Origin of the sequence: Salipaludibacillus sp. CUR1, assembly GCF_021028955.1 — a bacterium.
GTDB lineage: Bacteria > Bacillota > Bacilli > Bacillales > Salisediminibacteriaceae > Salipaludibacillus.
Genome location: NZ_JAIWPE010000025.1, coordinates 84992 through 106207 on the forward strand (window position 1 = coordinate 84992; position 21216 = coordinate 106207).

General features: G+C 41.5%; 17 protein-coding genes and 1 riboswitch. Of the genes, 2 read left to right on the forward strand and 15 right to left on the reverse strand.

Going from position 1 to position 21216, the window contains the following annotated elements:
- Window positions 1–5 precede the first annotated feature (5 nt).
- The 9 genes from argJ to K8O68_RS06055 form a co-directional block, all read right to left on the reverse strand.
- Window positions 6–1232, reverse strand: a complete 1227-nt coding sequence (argJ, locus tag K8O68_RS06015; protein ID WP_230896018.1) for a bifunctional glutamate N-acetyltransferase/amino-acid acetyltransferase ArgJ — start codon at window positions 1230–1232, stop codon at window positions 6–8.
- A 19-nt stretch (window positions 1233–1251) separates the two neighbouring features.
- Window positions 1252–2301: an N-acetyl-gamma-glutamyl-phosphate reductase gene (argC, locus tag K8O68_RS06020; RefSeq protein ID WP_230896019.1), complete on the reverse strand. Its 1050-nt coding sequence runs from the start codon at window positions 2299–2301 to the stop codon at window positions 1252–1254.
- 530 nt (window positions 2302–2831) lie between these two features.
- Window positions 2832–4280 carry a cardiolipin synthase gene (gene cls / locus K8O68_RS06025; RefSeq protein WP_230896020.1) on the reverse strand — a complete coding sequence of 483 codons (1449 nt, stop codon included), beginning with the start codon at window positions 4278–4280 and terminating at the stop codon, window positions 2832–2834.
- A 67-nt stretch (window positions 4281–4347) separates the two neighbouring features.
- Window positions 4348–5313 (reverse strand): ring-cleaving dioxygenase, encoded by a 966-nt coding sequence (locus K8O68_RS06030; RefSeq protein WP_230896021.1) that lies wholly within the window; start codon window positions 5311–5313, stop codon window positions 4348–4350.
- A 70-nt stretch (window positions 5314–5383) separates the two neighbouring features.
- Window positions 5384–7405: a prolyl oligopeptidase family serine peptidase gene (locus K8O68_RS06035; RefSeq protein WP_230896022.1), complete on the reverse strand. Its 2022-nt coding sequence runs from the start codon at window positions 7403–7405 to the stop codon at window positions 5384–5386.
- Between the two features lie 55 nt (window positions 7406–7460).
- The gene (locus tag K8O68_RS06040; protein WP_230896023.1) at window positions 7461–8423 is read right to left on the reverse strand and encodes a serine hydrolase domain-containing protein; all 963 of its coding nucleotides are present in this window, start codon (window positions 8421–8423) and stop codon (window positions 7461–7463) included.
- Between the two features lie 102 nt (window positions 8424–8525).
- A complete protein-coding gene (gene msrA, locus K8O68_RS06045; RefSeq protein WP_230896024.1) occupies window positions 8526–9053 on the reverse strand; it encodes a peptide-methionine (S)-S-oxide reductase MsrA in 528 nt (175 codons plus the stop codon).
- 228 nt (window positions 9054–9281) lie between these two features.
- Complete coding sequence (gene msrA, locus K8O68_RS06050) at window positions 9282–10430, reverse strand: peptide-methionine (S)-S-oxide reductase MsrA (RefSeq protein WP_370640493.1); 1149 nt, start codon at window positions 10428–10430, stop codon at window positions 9282–9284.
- A 136-nt stretch (window positions 10431–10566) separates the two neighbouring features.
- On the reverse strand, window positions 10567–10989 hold the full coding sequence (locus tag K8O68_RS06055; protein WP_230896025.1) for an organic hydroperoxide resistance protein: 423 nt from the start codon (window positions 10987–10989) through the stop codon (window positions 10567–10569).
- Window positions 10990–11148: 159 nt separating this feature from the next.
- Between K8O68_RS06055 and K8O68_RS06060 the strand changes: the two genes are divergently transcribed.
- A complete protein-coding gene (locus tag K8O68_RS06060; RefSeq protein ID WP_230896026.1) occupies window positions 11149–11994 on the forward strand; it encodes an alpha/beta hydrolase in 846 nt (281 codons plus the stop codon).
- Window positions 11995–12007: 13 nt separating this feature from the next.
- Here the strand turns inward: K8O68_RS06060 and K8O68_RS06065 are convergent, their stop codons facing one another.
- From K8O68_RS06065 to K8O68_RS06090, 6 genes are all read right to left on the reverse strand, one after another.
- Entirely contained in the window at window positions 12008–13237 is a 1230-nt protein-coding gene (locus K8O68_RS06065) for an NADH:flavin oxidoreductase/NADH oxidase family protein (RefSeq protein WP_230896027.1), read from the reverse strand.
- A gap of 49 nt (window positions 13238–13286) precedes the next feature.
- Window positions 13287–14330 (reverse strand): C45 family autoproteolytic acyltransferase/hydrolase, encoded by a 1044-nt coding sequence (locus tag K8O68_RS06070; RefSeq protein WP_230896028.1) that lies wholly within the window; start codon window positions 14328–14330, stop codon window positions 13287–13289.
- Between the two features lie 110 nt (window positions 14331–14440).
- Window positions 14441–14929, reverse strand: a complete 489-nt coding sequence (nrdG, locus tag K8O68_RS06075; RefSeq protein WP_230896029.1) for an anaerobic ribonucleoside-triphosphate reductase activating protein — start codon at window positions 14927–14929, stop codon at window positions 14441–14443.
- Window positions 14926–16776 (reverse strand): anaerobic ribonucleoside triphosphate reductase, encoded by a 1851-nt coding sequence (locus K8O68_RS06080; RefSeq protein WP_230896030.1) that lies wholly within the window; start codon window positions 16774–16776, stop codon window positions 14926–14928. Before K8O68_RS06080 ends, nrdG begins: the two co-directional genes overlap by 4 nt.
- A gap of 19 nt (window positions 16777–16795) precedes the next feature.
- On the reverse strand, window positions 16796–17833 hold the full coding sequence (locus K8O68_RS06085) for a ribonucleotide-diphosphate reductase subunit beta (protein ID WP_230896031.1): 1038 nt from the start codon (window positions 17831–17833) through the stop codon (window positions 16796–16798).
- 26 nt (window positions 17834–17859) lie between these two features.
- Complete coding sequence (locus K8O68_RS06090; RefSeq protein ID WP_230896032.1) at window positions 17860–20067, reverse strand: ribonucleoside-diphosphate reductase subunit alpha; 2208 nt, start codon at window positions 20065–20067, stop codon at window positions 17860–17862.
- Between the two features lie 248 nt (window positions 20068–20315).
- Window positions 20316–20518: riboswitch (cobalamin riboswitch) on the reverse strand.
- Window positions 20519–20699: 181 nt separating this feature from the next.
- On the opposite strand from K8O68_RS06090, the gene K8O68_RS06095 reads away from it, so the two are divergent.
- Window positions 20700–21215, forward strand: coding sequence for a hypothetical protein (locus K8O68_RS06095; RefSeq protein ID WP_230896033.1), 516 nt, complete (start codon window positions 20700–20702; stop codon window positions 21213–21215).
- Window position 21216: the final 1 nt, after the last annotated feature.

Consider the following 21216-nt stretch of genomic DNA (forward strand, 5'->3'; position numbering starts at 1 on the left):
TCTCCTCACGTTCGGTAGGATGCGTTTATTTTGACATAATCATAGGTCAGGTCGCAGCCCCAGGCAGTTGCTTCAGCATAGCCATCATTCAGATCAACTGTAAGTTTCACAGATGGCTGATCGAGATAGGTTTTTCCCTCTTGTTCATCAAAATCAACCGGCAGACCGTTTTTAACGACTGGAATCTCACCTAAAAATACATTCACTTTATCAGGATTAACCGGTTCCTCACTGTAACCGACGGCACAAATAATTCTGCCCCAGTTAGGGTCTGACCCGAAAACTGCAGATTTAACGAGGTTGGAAGATATAACTGCTTTGCCTACTTTTCGCCCTGCCTGCTCAGAGGATGCCCCCTTAACCTTCACTTCTATAAGTTTTGTAGCTCCTTCACCGTCTTTTGCTATCTGTTTTGCCAATTCTTCGCTGACAAAAGTAAGCGCATGAATAAATTTATCCCACTGCGGGTGGTTTTCATTTAAAGGCTCGTTATTCTGCAGCCCGTTTGCCATAACAAGAACTGTATCGTTCGTGCTGCAATCTCCGTCGACAGTTATCATATTAAACGTTTTATCGGTTACAGCTCGGAGGGCATTTTGAAGGCTTCCCGGATCCGCTTGAGCATCTGTCGTTATATAAGCGAGCATTGTCGCCATGTTCGGGTCGATCATTCCTGACCCTTTCGCTGCGCCTCCAATCGTAATCGTTTTTCCATCGATCTCCAGTTGGACCGCGATAGTTTTGGTAATCGTATCGGTTGTCAGTATCGCTTGCTCAAACCTTTCCGGAGCCTGGTTTTCCGGCTCATTCATGGCTTCTATTCCAGCCTCGATTTTTTCCATAGGAAGGGTAACACCAATAAGCCCTGTAGATGCTACGGCAACGTGGTTTTGTTTTACATTCATTTTTGCAGCGGCGAGCTCCTGTGTTTTCTGTGCATCTTCAATTCCCTGCGCTCCTGTGCAGGCGTTCGCAATGCCTGAATTAACCACGATTGTCTGTAATTTCTGATCAGCTGCCAGACTTTCCTGTGTCACTTTCAAGGGAGCTGCCTGAAAAGAGTTCATCGTGTAAACTCCTGCCGCACAGGCAGGAACTTCAGAATGAAGCCATCCGAAATCCAGTTTCGATTTACGGAGGCCGCAATGCATTCCTCCTGCTGTGAATCCTTTTGGACTCGTCACATGCCCGTCTTTAAGAAGCTGGAATTCGCTTTTGGACTTAACTAACATCGTATAATCTCCTTTCAGTTTATGGATATACTGGTACCTGTTTTAACCCTTTATCTGTCTGCCAGCCGTTCATAATATTCATATTTTGAATAGCCTGCCCAGATGCGCCTTTAACGAGGTTATCTATTGCCGAAACGATTACAAGCTGATTTGTCCGGTCATCTGAATAAAGGCCGATATCACAAAAATTACTGCCGGATACTTCTTTTGTTGAAGGAAACGTTCCTTCAGGCCTGATTCTTACGAAAGGATCGCCTTCGTAATATTCGGAATATATTTTTATAACCTCCTTGGTGTTAAGCTGCGTTGCCAGTTTTCCGTACATAGTGCATAAGAGGCCTCTCGTCATTGGAAGCAAGTGAGTCGTCATATTTATGCAAACCGGCTTGCCTGCTTCTTTCCCTAAATATTGTTCAATTTCAGGAATATGCTGGTGCCTGCCAATTTTGTAAGGTTTCACATTTTCGTTCGTTTCGGAGAAATGCGTCATAGGGGACATCGTTCGCCCTGCCCCGGACACGCCTGTTTTTCCGTCAATAATAATAGACTCGTTATCTATTAAATTATGAGTAATGGCCGGCATGAGCCCAAGCAGACTTGCTGTTGGGTAACACCCTGGGTTGGAACAGATTTTCGCTTTTTTAAGCTCGCTTTCATAGATTTCACTGAGTCCGTAGACAGCTTCATCTAAAATTTCCTGTGGTGCCGGTGTCTTCCCGTACCACTTTTCATAATTTTCTGGTTTTTCGAGGCGTAAATCTCCTGACAAGTCTATACATTGGACCGATGTTCCTGCTAATTGCGGAATATAATTTTTACTGACGCCTGGCGGGGTCGCAAAAAAAATAAAGTCTATCTCATTTACTAAACTTTCGACTTCAAAGGTCTCCATAGGTCCATCCAGAAAGGAGGCCAGATGAGGGTATGTATTTTCCAGGTACTCGCCCTCCTGTGAATGAGAGATAATCTTTTTAATTGTTACTTCAGAGTGGTTTTGAAGGAGCCGTATTAATTCCAGAGCGCCGTAGCCGGTGCCCCCGATAATAGCTGCTTGTTTCAAGTAAATCATCGTCCTTTCCCGTCAAAGTTGAATTAATTAATTATTATACTTACAGCTACATATATATGCAACATTTTTATTAAAATTAATTTATTTTTATACAATAATTAATGTGGATCCTTTATAAATTCTACGTTCTTTCTTTATATAAATGCATAAAAAAACAGGCGCTATGTATGCGCCTGTCAGTTTGTCGAAGAATCCACGTTTTATAAAAGTGCGGATTTCTTTTTAACTTATTTTAATGAAAAGTAAATTTGAACTGTGATTGAAGAATGAAAGATGGCGACTCGAGTGGGAACAGCAATAGGTGAAGATCCCCGAGAGTGATTTTCTTCGGGAACTGAAGCATTGCCCGCCGAAAGCGTCCACCTGAAGTGATGAAATCACTTGTTATATATTTAGGTATTAAAAAAGACTGTTGAGAAGACTTTCTCAACAGCCTGACAGGCACTATGTATGCGCCTGTTTTATAAATGGTTTTAATTCTCAAAGTATCCCCGCCTCATTCACCGGCGGGCAGCCTTATGAATAAGCCGTTACAGAATAGGGGATAAAAGCCGTGAGATTGATTCTTTAAAACGTATCCAGCGTGGCCGTTTGTTGTAAAGTTCTTCTGTTAATTTAGTAGATTCCATCATATCTTTTTCAAATGCCTGTGCTAATTCTTCTGACGTCTCTTTATGATAAATAAACGCGTTAACTTCAAAATTAAGTTTAAAACTTCTCATGTCGATATTTGCAGTCCCAACGGTATTCATCTTCCGGTCTATAACAATCGATTTAGAATGAATAAACCCATTTTCATAAATATAAACATTTGCCCCTGTCTTTAAGAGCAGCCCAATATAAGAATAAGTCGCCCAATAAATAAAAGGGTGGTCAGGCTTGTTCGGGATCATTAATCTGACATCCACTCCGCTGAGAGAGGCCACTCTTAAAGCGTCAAGAAGACTTTGATCCGGGATAAAATAAGGAGTCTGTATATATACAGATTCTTTAGCGCTCATAATCATTTTCATATACCCGTTTTTAATCTGTTCCCATTCAGACTCAGGTCCGCTCGATACTATTTGTACGGTTGCGTTCCCTTCGTTTGATTTCATAGGAAAATACCTTGGCTCGTAATCAATGGAAAAATGTTTCGAAGCCTGGTTCCAGTCCAGAATAAACCTCGTCTGCATCGGATCGACTGCATTGCCTTTAATTCGTAAATGGGTATCCCGCCAGTACCCGAAAGTTTTGTCTTTACCCAAATACTCGTTTCCTGCGTTAAACCCTCCGACGTAGCCAATTTGTCCGTCTATAATTGTCAGTTTCCGGTGGTTGCGGTAATTAAGACGCAGATTAATCAGAGGAAACTTTGATGGGAAAAAGACCCCCACTTCTCCTCCGGCTTTAGTTAAAGAGCTGAAATGCTTTCTCTTCAGTTTTCGGGATCCCAGCTCATCGTATAGAACCCTTACTTTAACTCCTTCTTCAGCTTTTTTTGTTAACTCTTCAATTATTTTTTTGCCGAGAGAATCATATCTGAAAATATAATATTGGATATGAATATGATCTTTTGCTTTTTGAATATCTTCAAATAGCTGGTTAAACTTCTCTTCTCCGTCGGTTAACACCTGAATCTGATTATCCTTTGTCAGGATGGCGTCATTATTTATAAGATGCATATAAATTAAATCCCGGTACTCGTCTACGTCTTCGTCGTGGAAAGAAAACTCGGGATTACGGATCTGATCCATCTGCTTCGAAATAATATCCACGATGCCGATCTGCCTGAACCGTTCCCAGTCAAAGAGACGGCGTCTCGTAAGGTTTTGCCCTAAGAATAAATAAATGACAAATCCGATAAAAGGAATGAAAAAAAGGATCATAACCCAAGCCCATGTAGCGGACGCATCTTTTCGTTCAATAAATATAATAATTCCTGCAAATAGAATATTAAATAAAAATAAGACCACTAGGAAAATTGATAGAATATCCATAATGCCTCCTTTGATTAACTGCCACTTTTTGTATTCTATCTCATTTTCCCGCAGTCTGTATAGACGTTTACCGTTTTGTCGCTAAAGGTTTTAATTTAGCCTCAATTTCTTCCCGCCTGTTTTCGATATAAGGGGGTAAAGACAGTTTTTCACCAAGCGTTTCAAATGGCTCATCTTTTTCAAAACCCGGACCGTCAGTTGCCAGTTCAAACAGAATGCCGTTTGGCTCACGGAAATATAATGAGCGAAAATAATACCTTTCAACTAACCCTGAATTGGCAAATCCTCGTGACTGAATATATGTGACCCATTTTTGGAGTTCCTCTTCGTTTTCAACCCGGAAAGCCACATGATGGACGCTTCCGCGTCCCGGACGTTCCGCAGAGAGGGCGTTATTTTCCACCACGTGGACTTCTGCTCCTGAACCGCCTTTTCCAGTAGAAAATACAGTGACTTCCTGGCTGTTAAGTTTATATTTCCCTTGCTGAGAGAACCCCATGATCTCCGTTAACACATGATGGGTTTTCTCAGGCCTAGGGACTGTCAATTGAACCGGCCCAAGCCCAATAATGCCCCGCTTTTGAGGAACGGGGCTTTTTTCCCATGGGGTTCCTCCTTCTACACCGGTGTTTGTTTCATCCGATATGAGCTGAAGCCTCTGCCCCTCAAAGTCTCTGAAGCTGATGGCCTTCCTTCCATTCACTGTATTGATTCCTTCGTGCACTACTTTAAATTTATCAAACCTTTCTAACCAGTAGTGCAAAGCCTCATCATCCGGAATACGCAGAGCTGTTTGGCTGATACTGTGTGTCCCTGCATACGTTCGGCCGGCTTGTGGAATTTCAAAAAAAGTTAATTCTGTCCCGGGATTGCCTCTCTCATCAGCATAAAATAAATGGTACATACTCGTCTCATCCTGGTTAACCGTCTTTTTGACGAGTCTCATGCCCAGAATCGCAGTATAAAAAAACAAATTTTCCTGCGCGTCTGCAGTCAGCGCTGACACATGGTGAAGACCTTTAAGTTCTTTCAAATGAGCTGCCTCCTCTTAAAGAAACTGACGTCATATTCAATTGGCAGATTAATATATATCCCGTTAATTCTTAATCCAGTTCTTTATTCAGGAAAGTGTAAAAATCTGCCCACTCTTCAATTTGTTTAGACGTTGGCTTACCTAGTCCATGACCTGCTTTTGCTTCCAGTCTCAACACCGCCTTAGAGTCTGAAGAAGCGATATCTTTCAAAGCGGCAGCAAATTTTTTGGCATGGGCCGGCACCACCCTGTCATCACTCTCAGCCGTGGCTATAAGTACAGGAGGATAAGTCTCTCCTTCTGACAAGTTATGAAGGGGTGAATAGCGGTACAGAAAAGAAAATTGTTCATCCTTTTCGGGATCGCCATACTCAGGCATCCAATAACGCCCTATTGTAAATTTATGATACCTGAGCATATCAATTACCGGGACACGGCAAATAACAGCGCCGAACAGATCCGGTCTTTGAACCATGCTTGCCGCGGTAAGGAGGCCGCCATTTGATGCACCCATAATAGCCAATTTTTCCGGTTTCGTATAATTTTCGTTTATAAGCCATTCAGCTGCTGCAATAAAATCATCAAATACGTTTTGTTTTTTCTCCAGCATTCCTGCTTTATGCCACTCTTCACCGTATTCACCGCCGCCGCGGAGATTAGCGACTGCATAAATCCCCCCCTGTTCAAGCCAGCGGACGATTCCCGGGTTGAATGAAGGCGTAACAGAAATATTGAAGCCCCCGTAACCGTATAAAAGCACGCGGTTTTGCCCTGTTAACATGAGATCTTTTTTATGAGTTAAAAACATGGATATTTCCGTTCCATCTTTCGATTTGTAAAACACCTGTTCCGTTTTATAATCTTCAGCTGGAAAAGAAGGTTCAGAACGCGCCCATTCCTGAAGATTTTCGGTTTCCATATCGTACACATAAATAATCCCCGGGTTAAGATAAGTCGTTATGCCAAAAAACATTTCCCTGTCGTCCTTGGACGCTGTTATACCTGTTAAAGACCCTTGAGCGGGAAGTGGTATCGTATTAACAAATTGGCCATCCAGGCCGTAAACCGATATTTTATGCACTGCTTTATCAAGATAGACAGCAACAAACTTGCCATTAGCGACCATAACTCTTTCTAACGTTTCTTCTTTCTCAGGGATAACTTCTCTCCAGTTTTCCCGTTCGGGTTTTTCGATATTCACTGAGATAATTCTGCCTTTTGGGGCGTGGAGATCCGTTTTAAAATACAGCGTACTATCTGTGTTCCCGATAAACGTATATTCTGCATCCTGCTGATCAAGGAGACGGATAAAAGGAGAATCAGGTTCATCAGCCGGCCTGCAGTAAAAACGGTTCTGTGAAGCCGTCCCTTCATTCACGTTCAGGCAAAGATACTTGTGGTCTTCCGTTATAATCGGAGTGAATAACAGCTCCTTTTGTTCCGGGTGTTCATATATCAGATCATCTTTATTTTGAAATGAATGGAGTGCATGATAATACACTTTATTAAAATTATTTTCATCTTTTTTCTCTACCGTTCCTTTTTCAGGAAAACGGCTGTAATAAAAGCCGCGGTTATCCGCATCCCAAGCAATCGATGTGAATTTAACCCAGTCAATTTTCTCCGGCAGATCCTGTCCTGTAGATAAATCTTTAATTCTTATCTGCTGCCAGTCGCTTCCGTGGACGGCGGTCGAATAAGCTAAATACCGTCCATCCTTGCTTACAGAAGTTTGAATTAAAGCGGTTGTCCCGTCTTCGCTTAACGTAACCGGATCCAGGATCAATTTTTGTGCAGCCTTCCACTTCATATACAAACAAGCCTGATTCTGCAGCCCGTCATTAAACTGGTAGAACAATTGCCCGTTTACTTTTTCAGGCACGAAATACTTTTTATAATTCCATATTTGCTTTAATCTATTATATTCTCCATCTCTGTCATATCCTTCAGAAAAGTATTTATCGCTTAATTTCCGGTGTACGTGTGTCCACTCTTGTGTCTGCGGGTCTTCCTCGTCTTCCAGCCATCTGTAAGGATCTTTCACTTCAGTACCAAAAAAGTTTTCTGTCGCATCTGATCTTTTCCAGCTCATACATACCAGCCCTCCAATAGGAAAATAAAATGAATGTCGGTAGTGATCCAGACTGTTAAGTTATTTCCCCTGTAATGTACCGGACAAACCATTGATATGGAAGAAGGCTCTCTTTTACTGTTAAATCAGCCGTAAAAACAGCTGCCAGATTCTGCTCAGGAACAATGAAAATAAATTTACCGCCCCGTCCTGCCGCATAGTATAATGCCGGGTGTTTTCCGTTTGATCCTTCACTTACCCACCAGTGATACCCGTAATACTGCTTAAATTTATCTGTTTTGGTATGCTTCTTAAGGGCTTGATTGATCCACTCGGCGCCAATCACTTCTTTGCCTTCCCATTTACCATTCTGTAAGACCATTACTGCATATTTCAGCAGATCCATTGGTGTTAAATAGAGACCGTAGCCTCCGAGAGAGACGCCGTTAGGGTCTTCTTCCCACTCGTAATGTTGTATTTGGAGAGGCTCAAATAAATATCTGGCGGCAAACTCCTTTGTTTTCATGCCAGTAACCTCTTGTAAAACCGCGCTGAGCAAATGGGAATCTGAATTATTATAGGTCATTTTCTTTCCTGGACTGGATACAGGAGGTTTTGACATTATTGCACGGATCCAGTCTGGAGACTGGCTGATCTCTTTCCACGATTTCAAGTCGAACCCTGAGGTCATGGTGAGTAACTGTTCCAAACTCATTTGCAAAACCGTTTGATCTGTCTCTCCATTTGAAGGCAGAATGTCGCCAATGGAAAGATCTAACGAACTCAGATAATTTTCCTCCAGTGCTTTACCTATTAATATAGAAAGGACTGATTTTGTCACAGAATTAATTTTGTGCGGAGTCGTCAGAAGCCCCTTCTCTCGTTCATATGTGTAGGCTATTCCGGTATCTTTGTAGATGAGGCATGTTTCAATTTCCTTTCCGGCGAACTGCTTTTCCATTCCCATAAGTTTCTCTTTTTGAATTCCTGCTTCTTCGGTGGATATGGTCCCGAATGCTTTATAAGGTCTTCCGGTCACTGCTTTCACTCCTCAATCCTGCTGATTTGTTTGATCACAGACTGCTGGTTTAATTATTCTGCTCCTGTACATAAGCCATTCCTTTAACATCTGAGCAAGTGCTTAAGTCCAGTATTGGTTAATAAAGTTTTCTCTTCCCGATTCTTCTCTTTCCTGCTGATATTTAGCCGGATTCTTTTTATAGAACTTTTGATGATGCTCTTCTGCCGGATAAAAAGGCGCAGCGGGCAAAATCTTTGTAACAAGCGGCTTGTTGAACCTCCCGCTTTCTTCAACCTTCCGGAGCGATTCTTCTGCTATTAATTTTTGTTCGCTGTCATGGTAAAAAACTGCTGTTCTGTACTGGCTGCCGCGGTCAAAAAACTGGCCTCCGTCATCGGTAGGGTCAATTTGAGGCCAGTAAAGATTCATCAGTTTTTCATAAGGAAATATTTCAGGGTCATATGTAATTTCTATCGCTTCATAATGGCCTGTTTCTCCTGTTTTCACTTGTTCATAGGAAGGCTGAGGTGTCTTTCCTCCTGTGTAGCCTGATACGACCTGTATGATCCCTGGCATTTCATCAAAAGGTTTAACCATACACCAAAAACACCCGCCTGCAAAAGTTGCTTTTCTATATTGGCTTTCCATTTATTCTGCCTCCTTTGTTTAATAGAACCTGTAAGAGTTTCCCGCATTCATTTTAACACCGCTATGATATCATTTCACATTTAACGGCCCGCTCCTGACCCTTTAAAGTAAGCCTTCACCTTGAGTGAAACTCTTACATTATTATCTTATTAATCAGTAAATATATAAAGGAATGGCTTCTGCGAAAGAGCCATTCCTTTATTATCTAAGTTTTATACCATTCTGGAATTAATCTTCTTCAAATAAATACAAAAATTCTTCGTAGCCTTTTTGCTCCATTTCTTCTTTAGGTATAAACTCTAAAGCTGCTGAATTTATACAGTACCTTAACCCGGTAGGCTCCGGTCCGTCTTTAAAAACATGGCCTAAATGGGAATCTGCATATTTACTTCTTATTTCAATCCTTCTTACAATCAGTTTCCAGTCGTTTTCTTCCACAATAGTTTCCTCAAGAATAGGCTGAGTAAAGCTGGGCCATCCCGTTTCTGAATCAAACTGATGAGTCGAACTGAATAAAGGTTCACCTGAGACAATATCAACATATATGCCATCTTCATAATTATTCCAGTACTCGTTTTCATAAGCAGGCTCTGTTCCATCTTCCTGGGTCACATAAAATGCCATATCGCTCAGCTCATTTTTCAGCTTGTCATTATCTTGTTTTTCATATTGCCGCCAAAAAGCCAGATTTTCTTCTTCAGGTTCCGGCATCTCATAATCTCTTTCTTCCGGCCAATGGTCATCTAAAAATTCATCTCTGCCGGAATTGGACCTGTAAAACTCGTATCTCACAGGGTTTTCTTTATAGTAGTTCTGGTGATAATCTTCTGCCCTGTAAAAGGTATCCGCCTCAGTTATTTCGGTAACTACGGGATCTTCAAATCTCCCTGACTGATTCAGCTCCACTTTTGATTCTTCTGCCAGTTTTTTCTGTTCCGGATTATGATAAAAAATTACAGGCCGGTATTGCTCCCCTCTGTCGACAAATTGTCCTTCATTGTCGGTAGGGTCTATCTGCCTCCAGTAGATCTGAAGAAGGTCTTCGTACGAGACGATATCCGGATCGTAAATGACCTGAACCGACTCAACGTGCCCTGTTTCTCCGCTTGCGACATCTTCATAAGACGGGTTAGGCTCATCACCGCCCATATAACCAGCTACTACTTCGTTGACTCCTTCTATTTTCTCAAAAGGGGGTTCCATACACCAGAAACAGCCGCCTGCAAATGTTGCCGTATGCCTCATATCTTCTTCCGCAAGTTCAAACGGTTCGCTTCCATAAGATCTGCTGGTGAAATAATCGTATATAACAGGAATAAAAATAAATGCGCCCGCAGACAAAGTCATCACCAGCAATAAAGCAGTGAATTTTTTCAAGGCCGCCCCCTCCTTTCATACTTTAACGTATATCTATTATACGTCTCATTTAAGAATTTTTCACGGGCTGGGATTCAGGCAGCACGCCGCACAAAAAAAGCCCGGAAATTTACATTTCCGGACTATTGTAAAACGTCTATTTCGTTTTTACAACTAAATCGACATCAATATTTCCTCTTGTAGCTTTTGAATACGGGCAGAATTCGTGAGCTTTATGGACGAGGTCTTCAGCTTCTTCCTGGCTCACTCCGCCAATTTCCGCATGAAGTGTTACAGCAAGTTTAAATCCGTCATCCGAAGAATCCTTCAGGAGGCTTACTTCCCCTGTAAGAGTTGAATCAATTTCTTTACCTGCTTTTGAGGCCATTAAATTTAGCGCACCGTCGAAACAAGCTGCATATCCCGCTGCGAATAACTGCTCCGGATTTGTCGCATCACTTGGAAGATCTTTTCCTTTCGGCATGGACAAATCAAGATCAATGACTCCGTTATCAGACTTAACATGTCCTTCACGTCCACCTTGCACAGTTGCTTTAGTTGTTAAAATTTTCTCAGACATCGTCTCACTCCCTTAAAAATAATTGGATTTCTTCTTCTACTCTTATATAAGTTCACGTTAATGCCACAATTTAAACCTGTTTGTCCCAATCAGTGAGTTAGAAAATTTTTAAAACCGTTGTTATAATTGTCCTAAATCGAATTAAAGGAGTTACAATCCATGGCAAGAGTTACGTCGCTGTTTACATTTTCCGATAAAGTGAACATCCCCTATTATGAATATCCTTCAAAGGTAAAAACTGACAGCGTGATGTTATGTATTCACGGTCTGACCTCTGAAATGGAGCATTTATTCACGTTTGCTGAAAAACTCAGCGGGAAGCTGGACGTTGATGTCCACCTTCCCATATTGCGCGGCTATACGTCTTTTGAGACAGGCGTTGGCGACCTACCTGAAAAAAATAAATATGATTCCGATTTAAAAGAAATGATCAATGAACTGGCACAAGAGTATAAGCATATTTATTTAATGGGCCATTCCATTGGGGCCGCAAATGTGATGCGATACTTTCTGGAAGAGCCGCATTACAAGGTTAGAAGCTTTTTTCTTGTTTCGCCTTTTCTTCATCCTTCACTGAAAGTTTCCAGGGACCAGAAAGAAGACAATGGAGGCGATGACTTTTATGAAGTCTTTTATACACGTGCCGTCATGCTGCGGATGCTGGACCGGTTTAATATCCAAGTGTTTTCCCAAAAGCCGGTAGTGAAGATTCCAATGAGGGAAATTCCATATGAACCTGACTCTGCCACCGTTCCTTATACATTAAGCTACCGGCTGATTACCTCCCGGTTTATAACAAAGCCAGGTATATTAAAAAACCCGGATTTCAGCCGGTTTAACGTTTTTATCGGAAATAATGATGAAGTCATTGACGGACTGAAGTTTCAGGACATCTGGGAGAAGAACACGGGCGGTAAAGTTACCCTTTTAGAGAAAGAGGACCATAACCGTGTCTTATACAGCCCTCTGTTCCTTGAAGAGGTCGGGCAAACGATTAAGTCTTAACTGCTTGCAAATTTTATACTCTTCTTTTTTGGAATACTTCAGTTCCGTTTTTTAAAACAGTCAGAAAAAGAGACAGCAGAGGCGAAAAGGCAGGTTTTGGCCTTTTCCCTTTTCCAATTCTCGCCAGTTGCTGGCTGTACCATGTTAATTCAAGCATGGCATGGTCATCCAACAATGAAATTCCTGTCTTTTTCTGAGTTAAAGTAAGCTTCTGTAATTTATTTTCTTTAAGCAATTGAGGAAGTGCCGGATAGACAGCCATCGGGCGTGCAATTCCGATAAAGTCTGTTTTTCCGCGAAATAATGCTTCCTCCATCCCCTCTTTAGTTCTAAAACCGCCTGTTACTGCGATCGGCACATCTGTCTCTTTTTTCAGCCGTTCTGCGTACTCAATAAAGTAAGCTTCCCTTTTGGCTGTTAACGGCTTTATATTCCTGCCGGTCATTTCAGGTTTTTCATACGTTCCGCCTGATATTTCAATGAGGTCCGTCCCCATGTCTGCCAGCTCTTTTATAACATACAACGACTCGTGTTCCGAAAAACCGGATTTAATGAAATCAGCGCTGTTTATTTTAACACTGACTGGAAAACCTTCTCCGGTTTCAGCGCGCACAGCTTTATATATTTCCTGCAGAAATCTGAAACGGTTTTTGATGGAGCCTCCCCACTCATCTGTTCTCCGGTTATGTTTATTGGATAAAAACTGGCTCACTAAGTAGCCGTGAGCAGCGTGTATCTGAACACCTGAGAAGCCGGCATTTTGGGCTAAACGGGCAGTTTCGGCAAACTTTTTTATTATCGCTGTAATTTCTTCGCCTGTTAGGGCCCGGCATTTTGGAAAGAATTTTTGAAGTGAGGGGTCAAATGGAACAGCGGAAGGGGCTACGGCTTCGTCAACTACTCCTTTAAAGACTTGTTTGCCTGGATGATTAATTTGCATCCATAACTGAGTGCCATTTTCAGTCCCTGCTTCTGCCCATTTTTTGAAAAGCGTTAAATGCCGGTCATTTTCAAGCACGACATTCCGTGGTTCTCCTAACACTTTTCGGTCAACCATAACGTTACCCGTGACAAGAACTCCCGCTCCACCCCTGGCCCAGGTTCGGTAGAGCCGTATCAGTTTGTCAGAAGGCAAATTGTCTTTTGTGGCTAATGCTTCACTCATCGCCGATTTAAAAATCCGGTTCTTTATTATTATATTCTTTAGTGGATAGGGCTGAAATAAAAGAGATGGTTTGTTCATAAGCCGCTCCTTTAGGATTTTTCATGGTAATATTGTTTCTTTAAGACGCTTATATTAAATGATTTATTCCTTCAACACCGGATACTTTTCCTCTGATTTTTTTAATTCTTAACCGCTCTCCTTTCAGCCAGTCTGAGAAAGAAATGATTACTGGGAGAGCGTTCAGACCGACACCTGCAGTTACCTCAAGAAGCTTAGTATCATACAGAGCTGTGTGAATCGTTCCGGACCAGTTTCCATAGTCGCTTTTCCCGACACCGTAAACCGATTCATTTAAAAAACTGAAAATATCCCTTCTGGAAGGCGTTTGGCTTATAAAACCCTGCAGCCGAAGAAGACGCTCTTTTGATTCGGATATTTTATACCGATTCTCCTTTTGCCTGGAAGGAGTCTGAAAATGGTTAGTACAGGCCCCCTTCTCACTCTCAAAAACGGTCACTCCCAGCGATGAGCCTTCTACGAGTGCCCGGTCCCCATGTCTGTCTGCTAAAGAATAATTAAAAGCGTGCCTGTGCGGAACTTCTTTAAGCAGGGCGATCGCTTCCTGGACAGTGGCGCATGAGTCAAGAATAAACCGTGCAATAGACGTACATATAAATCCATCTTCAGGCCTTAGCCGGTTAACAAAATGATAGCCTGCCGCCAGACCTTTTTCATTCATTCCGTCCATTCTCCCGATCATTCGCTGGGCAAAGCCGATATGGGCATAACCTTTTACAGGCTGCCAGAGTAAAAAACGGCCATCATAGGTTTTTGGATGATAATCGTAATTCCGGGCGTAAATCCCCCCGCTCATTATCGCGCTGCAGCCTGATTTTTTCCAGCTTTGCTGGTACCCGGCATATTCATGATAAACATCTTCTGTTCTCCATCCTAACCCATCTGCTAACCCTTCAATCTCATCAATGAGAGAAGGTGAAAACGCCTTAATATATGATTTTGCTTCTGTTAAATCCGTTGTATATTTCCTGATAGATTTCCTGCGTCTTTTAGTGTGTTTATTAAACAGAGCGGTTTTTTTCATCGCTTCACCCTGTTTTAGGCCGAAAACGTAAGGATCTCCCCGGCCTTCCACCACATCCACTTCTATCATTAACTCCACGGCTCCTTTATCAGCTTCCAAAGTCTTCTCTGTCCATTATACTAATAATTTCATATAAGCTGAAAAGAACCGCTTAGTACAAATAGAAAGCCGGGGTTTTATTACCGTCCGGCTTTGCTTTCTGCTCTATAATCTGTTTTTTTATTCAAATAAAGAATCCGCTGATTGGAACTTCCACGGAAATCTAAAGTAATGTCTCTCAGATGATCTTTATAAGGTCCGTCTACAAGCACATCAATATAAAATAAAAGCCTCTTTTGATTTTCATTTCCAAATTTCAAAATCCATTCAAGATGATAACCAGTATAGCACCAGATGTTTTTATCTCTTGCTTTTAGGGTTTCAGCCAAAGGAAGAAGGGCTTCAGCCTGGAAAAACGGTTCCCCGCCAGAAAATGTCACGTCGTTCATCTTGTTTTTTTTTATTTCAGTTAACACTTCTTCAAGAGAGAAAACTTTGCCATTATTATAATTCCAGCTCTCCGGATTATGGCAGCCTTCACACTTATGAGGGCATCCAGAAAAGAAAATAACCGTTCTTAAACCTTCACCGTCTGTGATAGAATCTCTTTCAATTGATAAAATTCTCATAGGGAATGTCTCACTCTGTCCGATTCTTCGTGCCGTTTAGCATTATTCCACTTTTTCATATCTCCGACAAGGTAGCCTGTAATCCGCCGTATAATCCGCAGCTTATTTTTGTCTGTTTCCCCGCAAGCAGGACAAGAGTTCTGAATCTCTCCCTGAAACCCGCATTGGAGACATTCGTCAACCGGATGATTAATTGATCCATAACCAATCCCTGACTGTTTCATTAAGTTAATAATTTGGATTAACGCCTTATGATTTGCAGCCGCTTTCCCATCTACTTCTGCATAAGTGATATGACCTGCCTCGCATAACTCATGAAAGGGAGCTTCGACCTTAATCTTCTCGTAAATGGAAACAGGAAAGCCAACCGGCACATGAAATGAATTTGTATAATATTCTTTGTCGGTAACTCCTATAATACTTCCATAATCCTCTCTGTCACGGTAAACAAATTTTCCGGATAAGCCTTCAGCCGGAGTAGCAATAACCCCAAAATTCATGTTACGGGATTTTGCTTCTCTATCTATTTGCTCTTTCATCCGGCTAATAATTTTCTGGCCCAGTTTCCAAGCCTTTTCAGATTCTCCGTGATGATTGCCTGTCAATAAAGTGAGTGTTTCAGCTAACCCGATAAAACCGACACTCAAAGTCCCTTGCTTAATAACTTCTTCAACTTTTTCAACAGAGTTTAATTCCTCTCCACCTCTCCAGACACCCTGAGAGTATAGAAAAGGGAATTCATTCGCTTTCTTATTCCTTTGATAATTATATCGTTCAACTAACTGGATAATCGCCACATTCACAGCTTCCTGCAATTTAACCCAAAAGATATTCTGTTTTTTTTCTGCCAGCAGGGCTATGCGTACGAGATTAATTGTAGAAAAGGAGAGATTGCCTCTGCCAAGAGAAGTTTCTTCGCCATGCTTATTGGCCATAACTCGTGTCCGGCAGCCCATGTAGGCAACCTCACTTTCCGGCGTGCCATTTAGATAGCATGAATTAAAGGGGGCATCCAGAAAGCTGAAATTTGGGAAAAGTCTGCGGCTGGTTGTTTGCACAGCTTGGAGAAAAAGATCATAGTTGGGATCTTCCTCTGTTCCATTAATACCATCCTTAACTTTGAAAATTTGAATCGGGAAAATGGGTGTTTCTCCATTACCCAGGCCTTTTCTGGTTGCTCTTAACAGCTCTACTGTCAGCAACCTGCCTTCCGGTGATGTGTCTGTCCCATAATTTATTGACACAAATGGGACCTGTCCCCCTCCTCTGGAATGCATACTGTTGGAATTATGAATAAAAGCTTCACATGCCTGAAAAGTTTCTTTTCTTGTCAGTTCCCACGCATAATCGCTCAGCTGATTAAAATTTTGAAAAGAGGACCGGTGGCTGTTAATCAGCGTTTTTTCTATATTTTCATATGATCTGCGGACATAGGGCGCTAAATCATAGTCAAATTTTTGATACGACTGGCCCCCATGCTGGTTATTCTGGTTTGACTGTACAATAATCGAGGTTAAAGCCATAGCTGTTAGAATTGATTTGGGCGGCCTGATCCACCCGTGGCCTGTATAAAAACCATTCCGCAGTAATTTATCCAAAGGAATTTGCGAACAAGTGGTTGTTCCTGTTGGATAAAAGTCTTTATCATGGATATACAGAATATTATCATCTTGTGCTTTTTTTACTGCTGGAGACAGTAAAAATGTATCTGTATACCACCTTGAAGCTGCCGAGGCAAAGTGGTTCATCTTCCCTAACGGAGACAGACCATCTACATTTGCATTTTCCTGCAGCGCTTCACTATTCGCCTGTTCAATACCTTGTAATTCATCGATTAACTCCCTCATTTTTTTCCCCCTCTTCTACCTATAAGTCATCGAATCCGTTTTCCTCAGACACTTTCGTATACTGTCTGGACTTTTGTTCAAAAAAGTCTGTCTTTCCCTGATTCACATCTTCGTACACCTTAATCCATTTCATCGGATTTGTTCTGTAGCCTTCAAACGGCCTCTCGACTCCAAGCTCATTCACACGTTTATTTGCCATAAATTTAATGTACGCTTCCAAATCTGAAATGGGAATTTCCGGAATTCTGTCACCTATAATGTATTTCGCCCACTTAATTTCCAGTTCAGCTGCTTTTACAAAGGTTTCCTGCACAAATTTATCATTTTCTTCAGTCTGAAGTTCTGGACACTCCTTACGCAGTTCCTTAAAAATATTGGCAAACAAATAGACATGGAGCTGTTCATCCCTGTTTATATAGTTGATCATTGTTGAAGTAGAGACCATTTTCTGATTCTTTGCAAGATAATAAAAGAAACTGAACCCTGAATAAAAATTAAGTCCTTCCAATATCACATCGTATACAATAGATTCTAAAAGTGTCTGAGGAGTCGGGTTATTAACAAAAGATTCATAACCTTCAGCAATAAAGTCATTTCTTTCCCTTAAAACAGGATCGTGCTTCCAGTATTCAAATATCTCATCTTGTTCATCCTTATTGACAAGGCTTGATAAAACATAAGAGTAACTTTGGTTATGCACTACTTCCTGGAATGCTAATACAGTCATTAAGGCATTTAAGCTGGAATCGGTTAGATATTTTGACACGTGCATCGCATAGTCTGTCTGAATGCTGTCTAAAAAAGCGAGCAGTCCAATTATTTTTTTAAAAGCGTCTTCCTCCGTTTCAGTTAGTGAAGAGAATTGTTTTATATCTGAACTCATATTAATTTCGAAGGGTGTCCAAAAATTCCCGAGCATATTTTTATATAAAGGATATGCCCATGAAAATCTCACGTCATCCCAGTTTAAAACATTGGAGCTTCTGCCTGAAATAATTCCTGTACTCGCATTTGGTGCTGATACATCGTAAAGTTTTCTTTCTGTTAACTTTGCCATTTATATTTCCTCCTTTGTGTTAGTCATTAGCTTGAGCAGCTTTCGCAGTCCTCCAGATCAGCAGAGGTGGACCGGACGTAATAGGTCGTCTTTAAATCATTCTTCCATGCGCTCATATGCAGGTCTAACAGTTCTTTTGCTTTAATTGCATGATTGACATATAAATTAAATGAAACAGATTGGTCAATATGTTTCTGCCTGGCTCCGTTCTGGGAAATGCTCCAGTGCTGGTCAATCGTATGTGCCGGTTTGTAGTACCAGGTGGTTTCACTATTAATATCCGGGGCGGTAACCGGTATTTTGTAATTTTTCTTTTCTTCTGCGTATTCTTTTTTAAACACTGGATCAATTGAGGCTGTAGAACCAGCTATTAATGACGTGCTGGAATTTGGGGCCACAGCCATAAGATAACCATTCCGGAGACCGTGTTTCTGAACGTCTTCCTTGAGGGCTGTCCAGCGCCTGCTGTTGTATCCTCTTTGTTTGAAATACGTGCCTGTTTCATAATCAGATCCTTTAAAGACCTTATAAGCGCTTTTTTCTTTCGCTAATTTCATGCTTGCCTTTAAGGTGTAAAAATGAATATCCTCATACAAACGGTCAGCAAAAGCTGTTGCCTCAGCAGATTCCCAGCGGATATTTTTTAACGCGAGTAAATGGTGCCAGCCGAACGTTCCTAAACCGATGGCGCGGTACTTTTCATTCGTTGCTTTTGCTTGCGGCACTTCAATTGTATTAAGGTCAATGACATTATCAAGCATACGAACCTGGATAGTAATTAACCGTTCCAGCACGTCGTCCGTTACAGCTTTCGCCAGGGAGACAGAGCTCAAATTACAAACAACAAAATCACCAGGATGTTTTCTGATTACAATTTCCCCGTCACTTACCTTTTCTTCTTTAACCACGGTCGGACTCATATTCTGCATAATTTCTGTACATAAATTTGAAGAATAAATCATGCCTTTATGCTTATTTGGGTTCATTCTGTTTACTGTATCTCTGTAGAACATATATGGTGTTCCTGTCTCAAGTTGTGAAACCATAATTCTTTTCATAATGTCGATTGCGGGTACTTTTACCGATGTAAGGGTTTCATCGTTGATGCATGCTTCATATTTTTCACGGAAGCTCCCCCTGCCTTTTTCTTCGTCATAATAGTCTTCAAGGGAAAAGCCTTTCTTTTGCCGTATTTCGTGAGGATCAAACAAATGCCACTCTTCTCTGAGTTCCACTTTTTCCATAAACAGATCAGGCAGACAGACACCAGTAAAAAGATCATGTGTCCGTTGTCTTTCATCGCCATTATTTAATTTAGCATCTAAAAAAGAAAAAATATCTTTATGCCAGACATCCAGGTAAACGGCGGCTGCTCCTTGTCTTTGTCCAAGCTGATCGACACTTACGGCTGTGTTGTTTAACTGCTTCATCCATGGCAGAACGCCGGATGATGTGCCTTCAAACCCCTTGATTGACGAACCCCTTGCCCGTATTTTCCCTAAATAAAGGCCGAGTCCCCCGCCATTTTTGCTAATCGTAGCAGCGTCAGTATTACTGTCGAATATTCCACGCAAGCTGTCATCTACCGTATCAATAAAACAGCTTGATAATTGCCCGTGAGTTTTTCCCGCATTGGCTAACGTAGGAGTCGCCACGGTCATATATAAATTGGACAATGCCCAGTATGCTTCTTTTACAAGACTCAGCCGTTCCTCTTTTTGTTCATTCAGCATCAGCGTCATGCTGATCACCATAAATCGTTCCTGAGGGAGTTCGAGAAGTTTTCCATCATGAGCTTTGGCAAGGTAACGGTCAGCAAGGGTTTTCAGCCCTATGTAAGTAAACTGTTTGTCCCTGGATTCATCGAGCCACTTTTCCATCGCCATCAAGTCACTTTCTGAGTATGCTTCGATTAAGTCCTTACGGTATAGACCGCGGCTGGTTAATAGGGTAATTAATTCGCCGAACCGCTCGTAAGCAGGTATTCCTCGCGTATCTCCCACCTGTTTTTTTAATTTTTCACTAAAAAGATCTGCGGCTACAAACGTCCAGTCCGGCTCCTCAATTGTTAATTGGTCCAAAGCGGATGAAATGAGGGAGGATATCGGGTTTTCCACTTCATTAACAGCCTCAAGTCTCTTTTTAAAAGGGGGCCAGTTTAAATGGGGAAACCTTGTTTCCAGTTCTCCTGCTAACGTTGATAAATTGTCTTTCTTTAAAGTAAATGCGGTCATTGTTGTCATCCTTTCGATTTTATTAATCAAATAAAATAGCTTAGCCCCAAGTTTTAAAGGGATGCAATGGCCTTTTTGTCACCTTTTAACCCTTTAACTTAGGAACATTTTCAAAGTACAAAAAAGCCTTCCCTTGGAAAGGGAAGGCTGAAAAACGGCAGAATGAGGCGTAAGACGACTGCCTCTTCACTTGCAAGTGATCTAAATATTGGCAGCCTGCCGTTTCTCACACTCAACCCCCGAAGGTCAGAAACTACAGAAAACAGGCAGGTCTCCTGACTTGTGCTTCTTCCTACTTTGAGCCTTCCCGTATAAGCGCCATCATCCGATAACTTTCTTATACAGTGGCAATCTCATTTCGTCCACACTTACAGTTGCGGGGACAGTTCCGGCTTTTAACCGGATTCCCTTTTAAGCTTGCACGGCAAGCACCTGATTTCCACAAATATTGAATTAAACACAATATATAGATGAGATAATTACTTTCAAACTATATAATGTACTAAAAGCATAACGTCATTTTTTAAAAGATGCAATGGTTAATAGAAAAAAATGTTCCTTGAATATTCCCTCTATCTCTAGTAAAATACCTGAATTGTGAGTGAAAAGTACGCTGAAAGGAGTAATGAGTTATGTTTGCGCCTGCCACTTTAGATCCAAAGCAGGATAAAAACAAAGAAACCCTTATAGAAGAATATGAAACGCTTGAATTTCAAATGTTCAGGATGCAGGAAAATATAAAAGAAATCGCTAAAAAGTGGGATATATTAGGGATTGACCAAACTAAAGAAGAAAAATGGGTAATCGTTTATGCCGCAGATGACGGGAACATCTGTAAAATCATGGCTCACGACTGTGAAACACCCTTTCTCGGTAAGTGGGACTTTTCCATACACGCCCAATATAAGAATGATCACCAGGTTCATATCGATGATATCCGCGGGGAGGAAAACCGCGGCTTCGGTTCAGTCTGTATGAATTTTCTAAAGGAATATACGAAGGACAAAAATATCCATACCATTTCTGGAGATATTTCCGAACGCGACTGGGATCACCTGGACAGACTCATTCATTTTTACAAAAAGCACAGGTTCTATGTGGATATTGAATATGCAGAACAAAAAGGCGCCATTCACTGGCACCCTTAGA

Excerpts from the sequence above, each read along its gene's own strand:
- K8O68_RS06060 (WP_230896026.1), top strand. The coding sequence starts at position 11,149 with ATGGCAAGAGTTACGTCGCTGTTTACATTTTCCGATAAAGTGAACATC.
- K8O68_RS06080 (WP_230896030.1), bottom strand. The coding sequence starts at position 16,776 with ATGAGGGAGTTAATCGATGAATTACAAGGTATTGAACAGGCGAATAGT.
- argC (WP_230896019.1), bottom strand. The coding sequence starts at position 2,301 with ATGATTTACTTGAAACAAGCAGCTATTATCGGGGGCACCGGCTACGGC.
- K8O68_RS06055 (WP_230896025.1), bottom strand. The coding sequence starts at position 10,989 with ATGTCTGAGAAAATTTTAACAACTAAAGCAACTGTGCAAGGTGGACGT.
- nrdG (WP_230896029.1), bottom strand. The coding sequence starts at position 14,929 with ATGAGAATTTTATCAATTGAAAGAGATTCTATCACAGACGGTGAAGGT.
- cls (WP_230896020.1), bottom strand. The coding sequence starts at position 4,280 with ATGGATATTCTATCAATTTTCCTAGTGGTCTTATTTTTATTTAATATT.
- argJ (WP_230896018.1), bottom strand. The coding sequence starts at position 1,232 with ATGTTAGTTAAGTCCAAAAGCGAATTCCAGCTTCTTAAAGACGGGCAT.
- K8O68_RS06085 (WP_230896031.1), bottom strand. The coding sequence starts at position 17,833 with ATGGCAAAGTTAACAGAAAGAAAACTTTACGATGTATCAGCACCAAAT.
- K8O68_RS06035 (WP_230896022.1), bottom strand. The coding sequence starts at position 7,405 with ATGAGCTGGAAAAGATCAGATGCGACAGAAAACTTTTTTGGTACTGAA.
- K8O68_RS06095 (WP_230896033.1), top strand. The coding sequence starts at position 20,700 with ATGTTTGCGCCTGCCACTTTAGATCCAAAGCAGGATAAAAACAAAGAA.
- K8O68_RS06090 (WP_230896032.1), bottom strand. The coding sequence starts at position 20,067 with ATGACCGCATTTACTTTAAAGAAAGACAATTTATCAACGTTAGCAGGA.
- K8O68_RS06065 (WP_230896027.1), bottom strand. The coding sequence starts at position 13,237 with ATGAACAAACCATCTCTTTTATTTCAGCCCTATCCACTAAAGAATATA.
- K8O68_RS06070 (WP_230896028.1), bottom strand. The coding sequence starts at position 14,330 with ATGATAGAAGTGGATGTGGTGGAAGGCCGGGGAGATCCTTACGTTTTC.
- msrA (WP_230896024.1), bottom strand. The coding sequence starts at position 9,053 with ATGGAAAGCCAATATAGAAAAGCAACTTTTGCAGGCGGGTGTTTTTGG.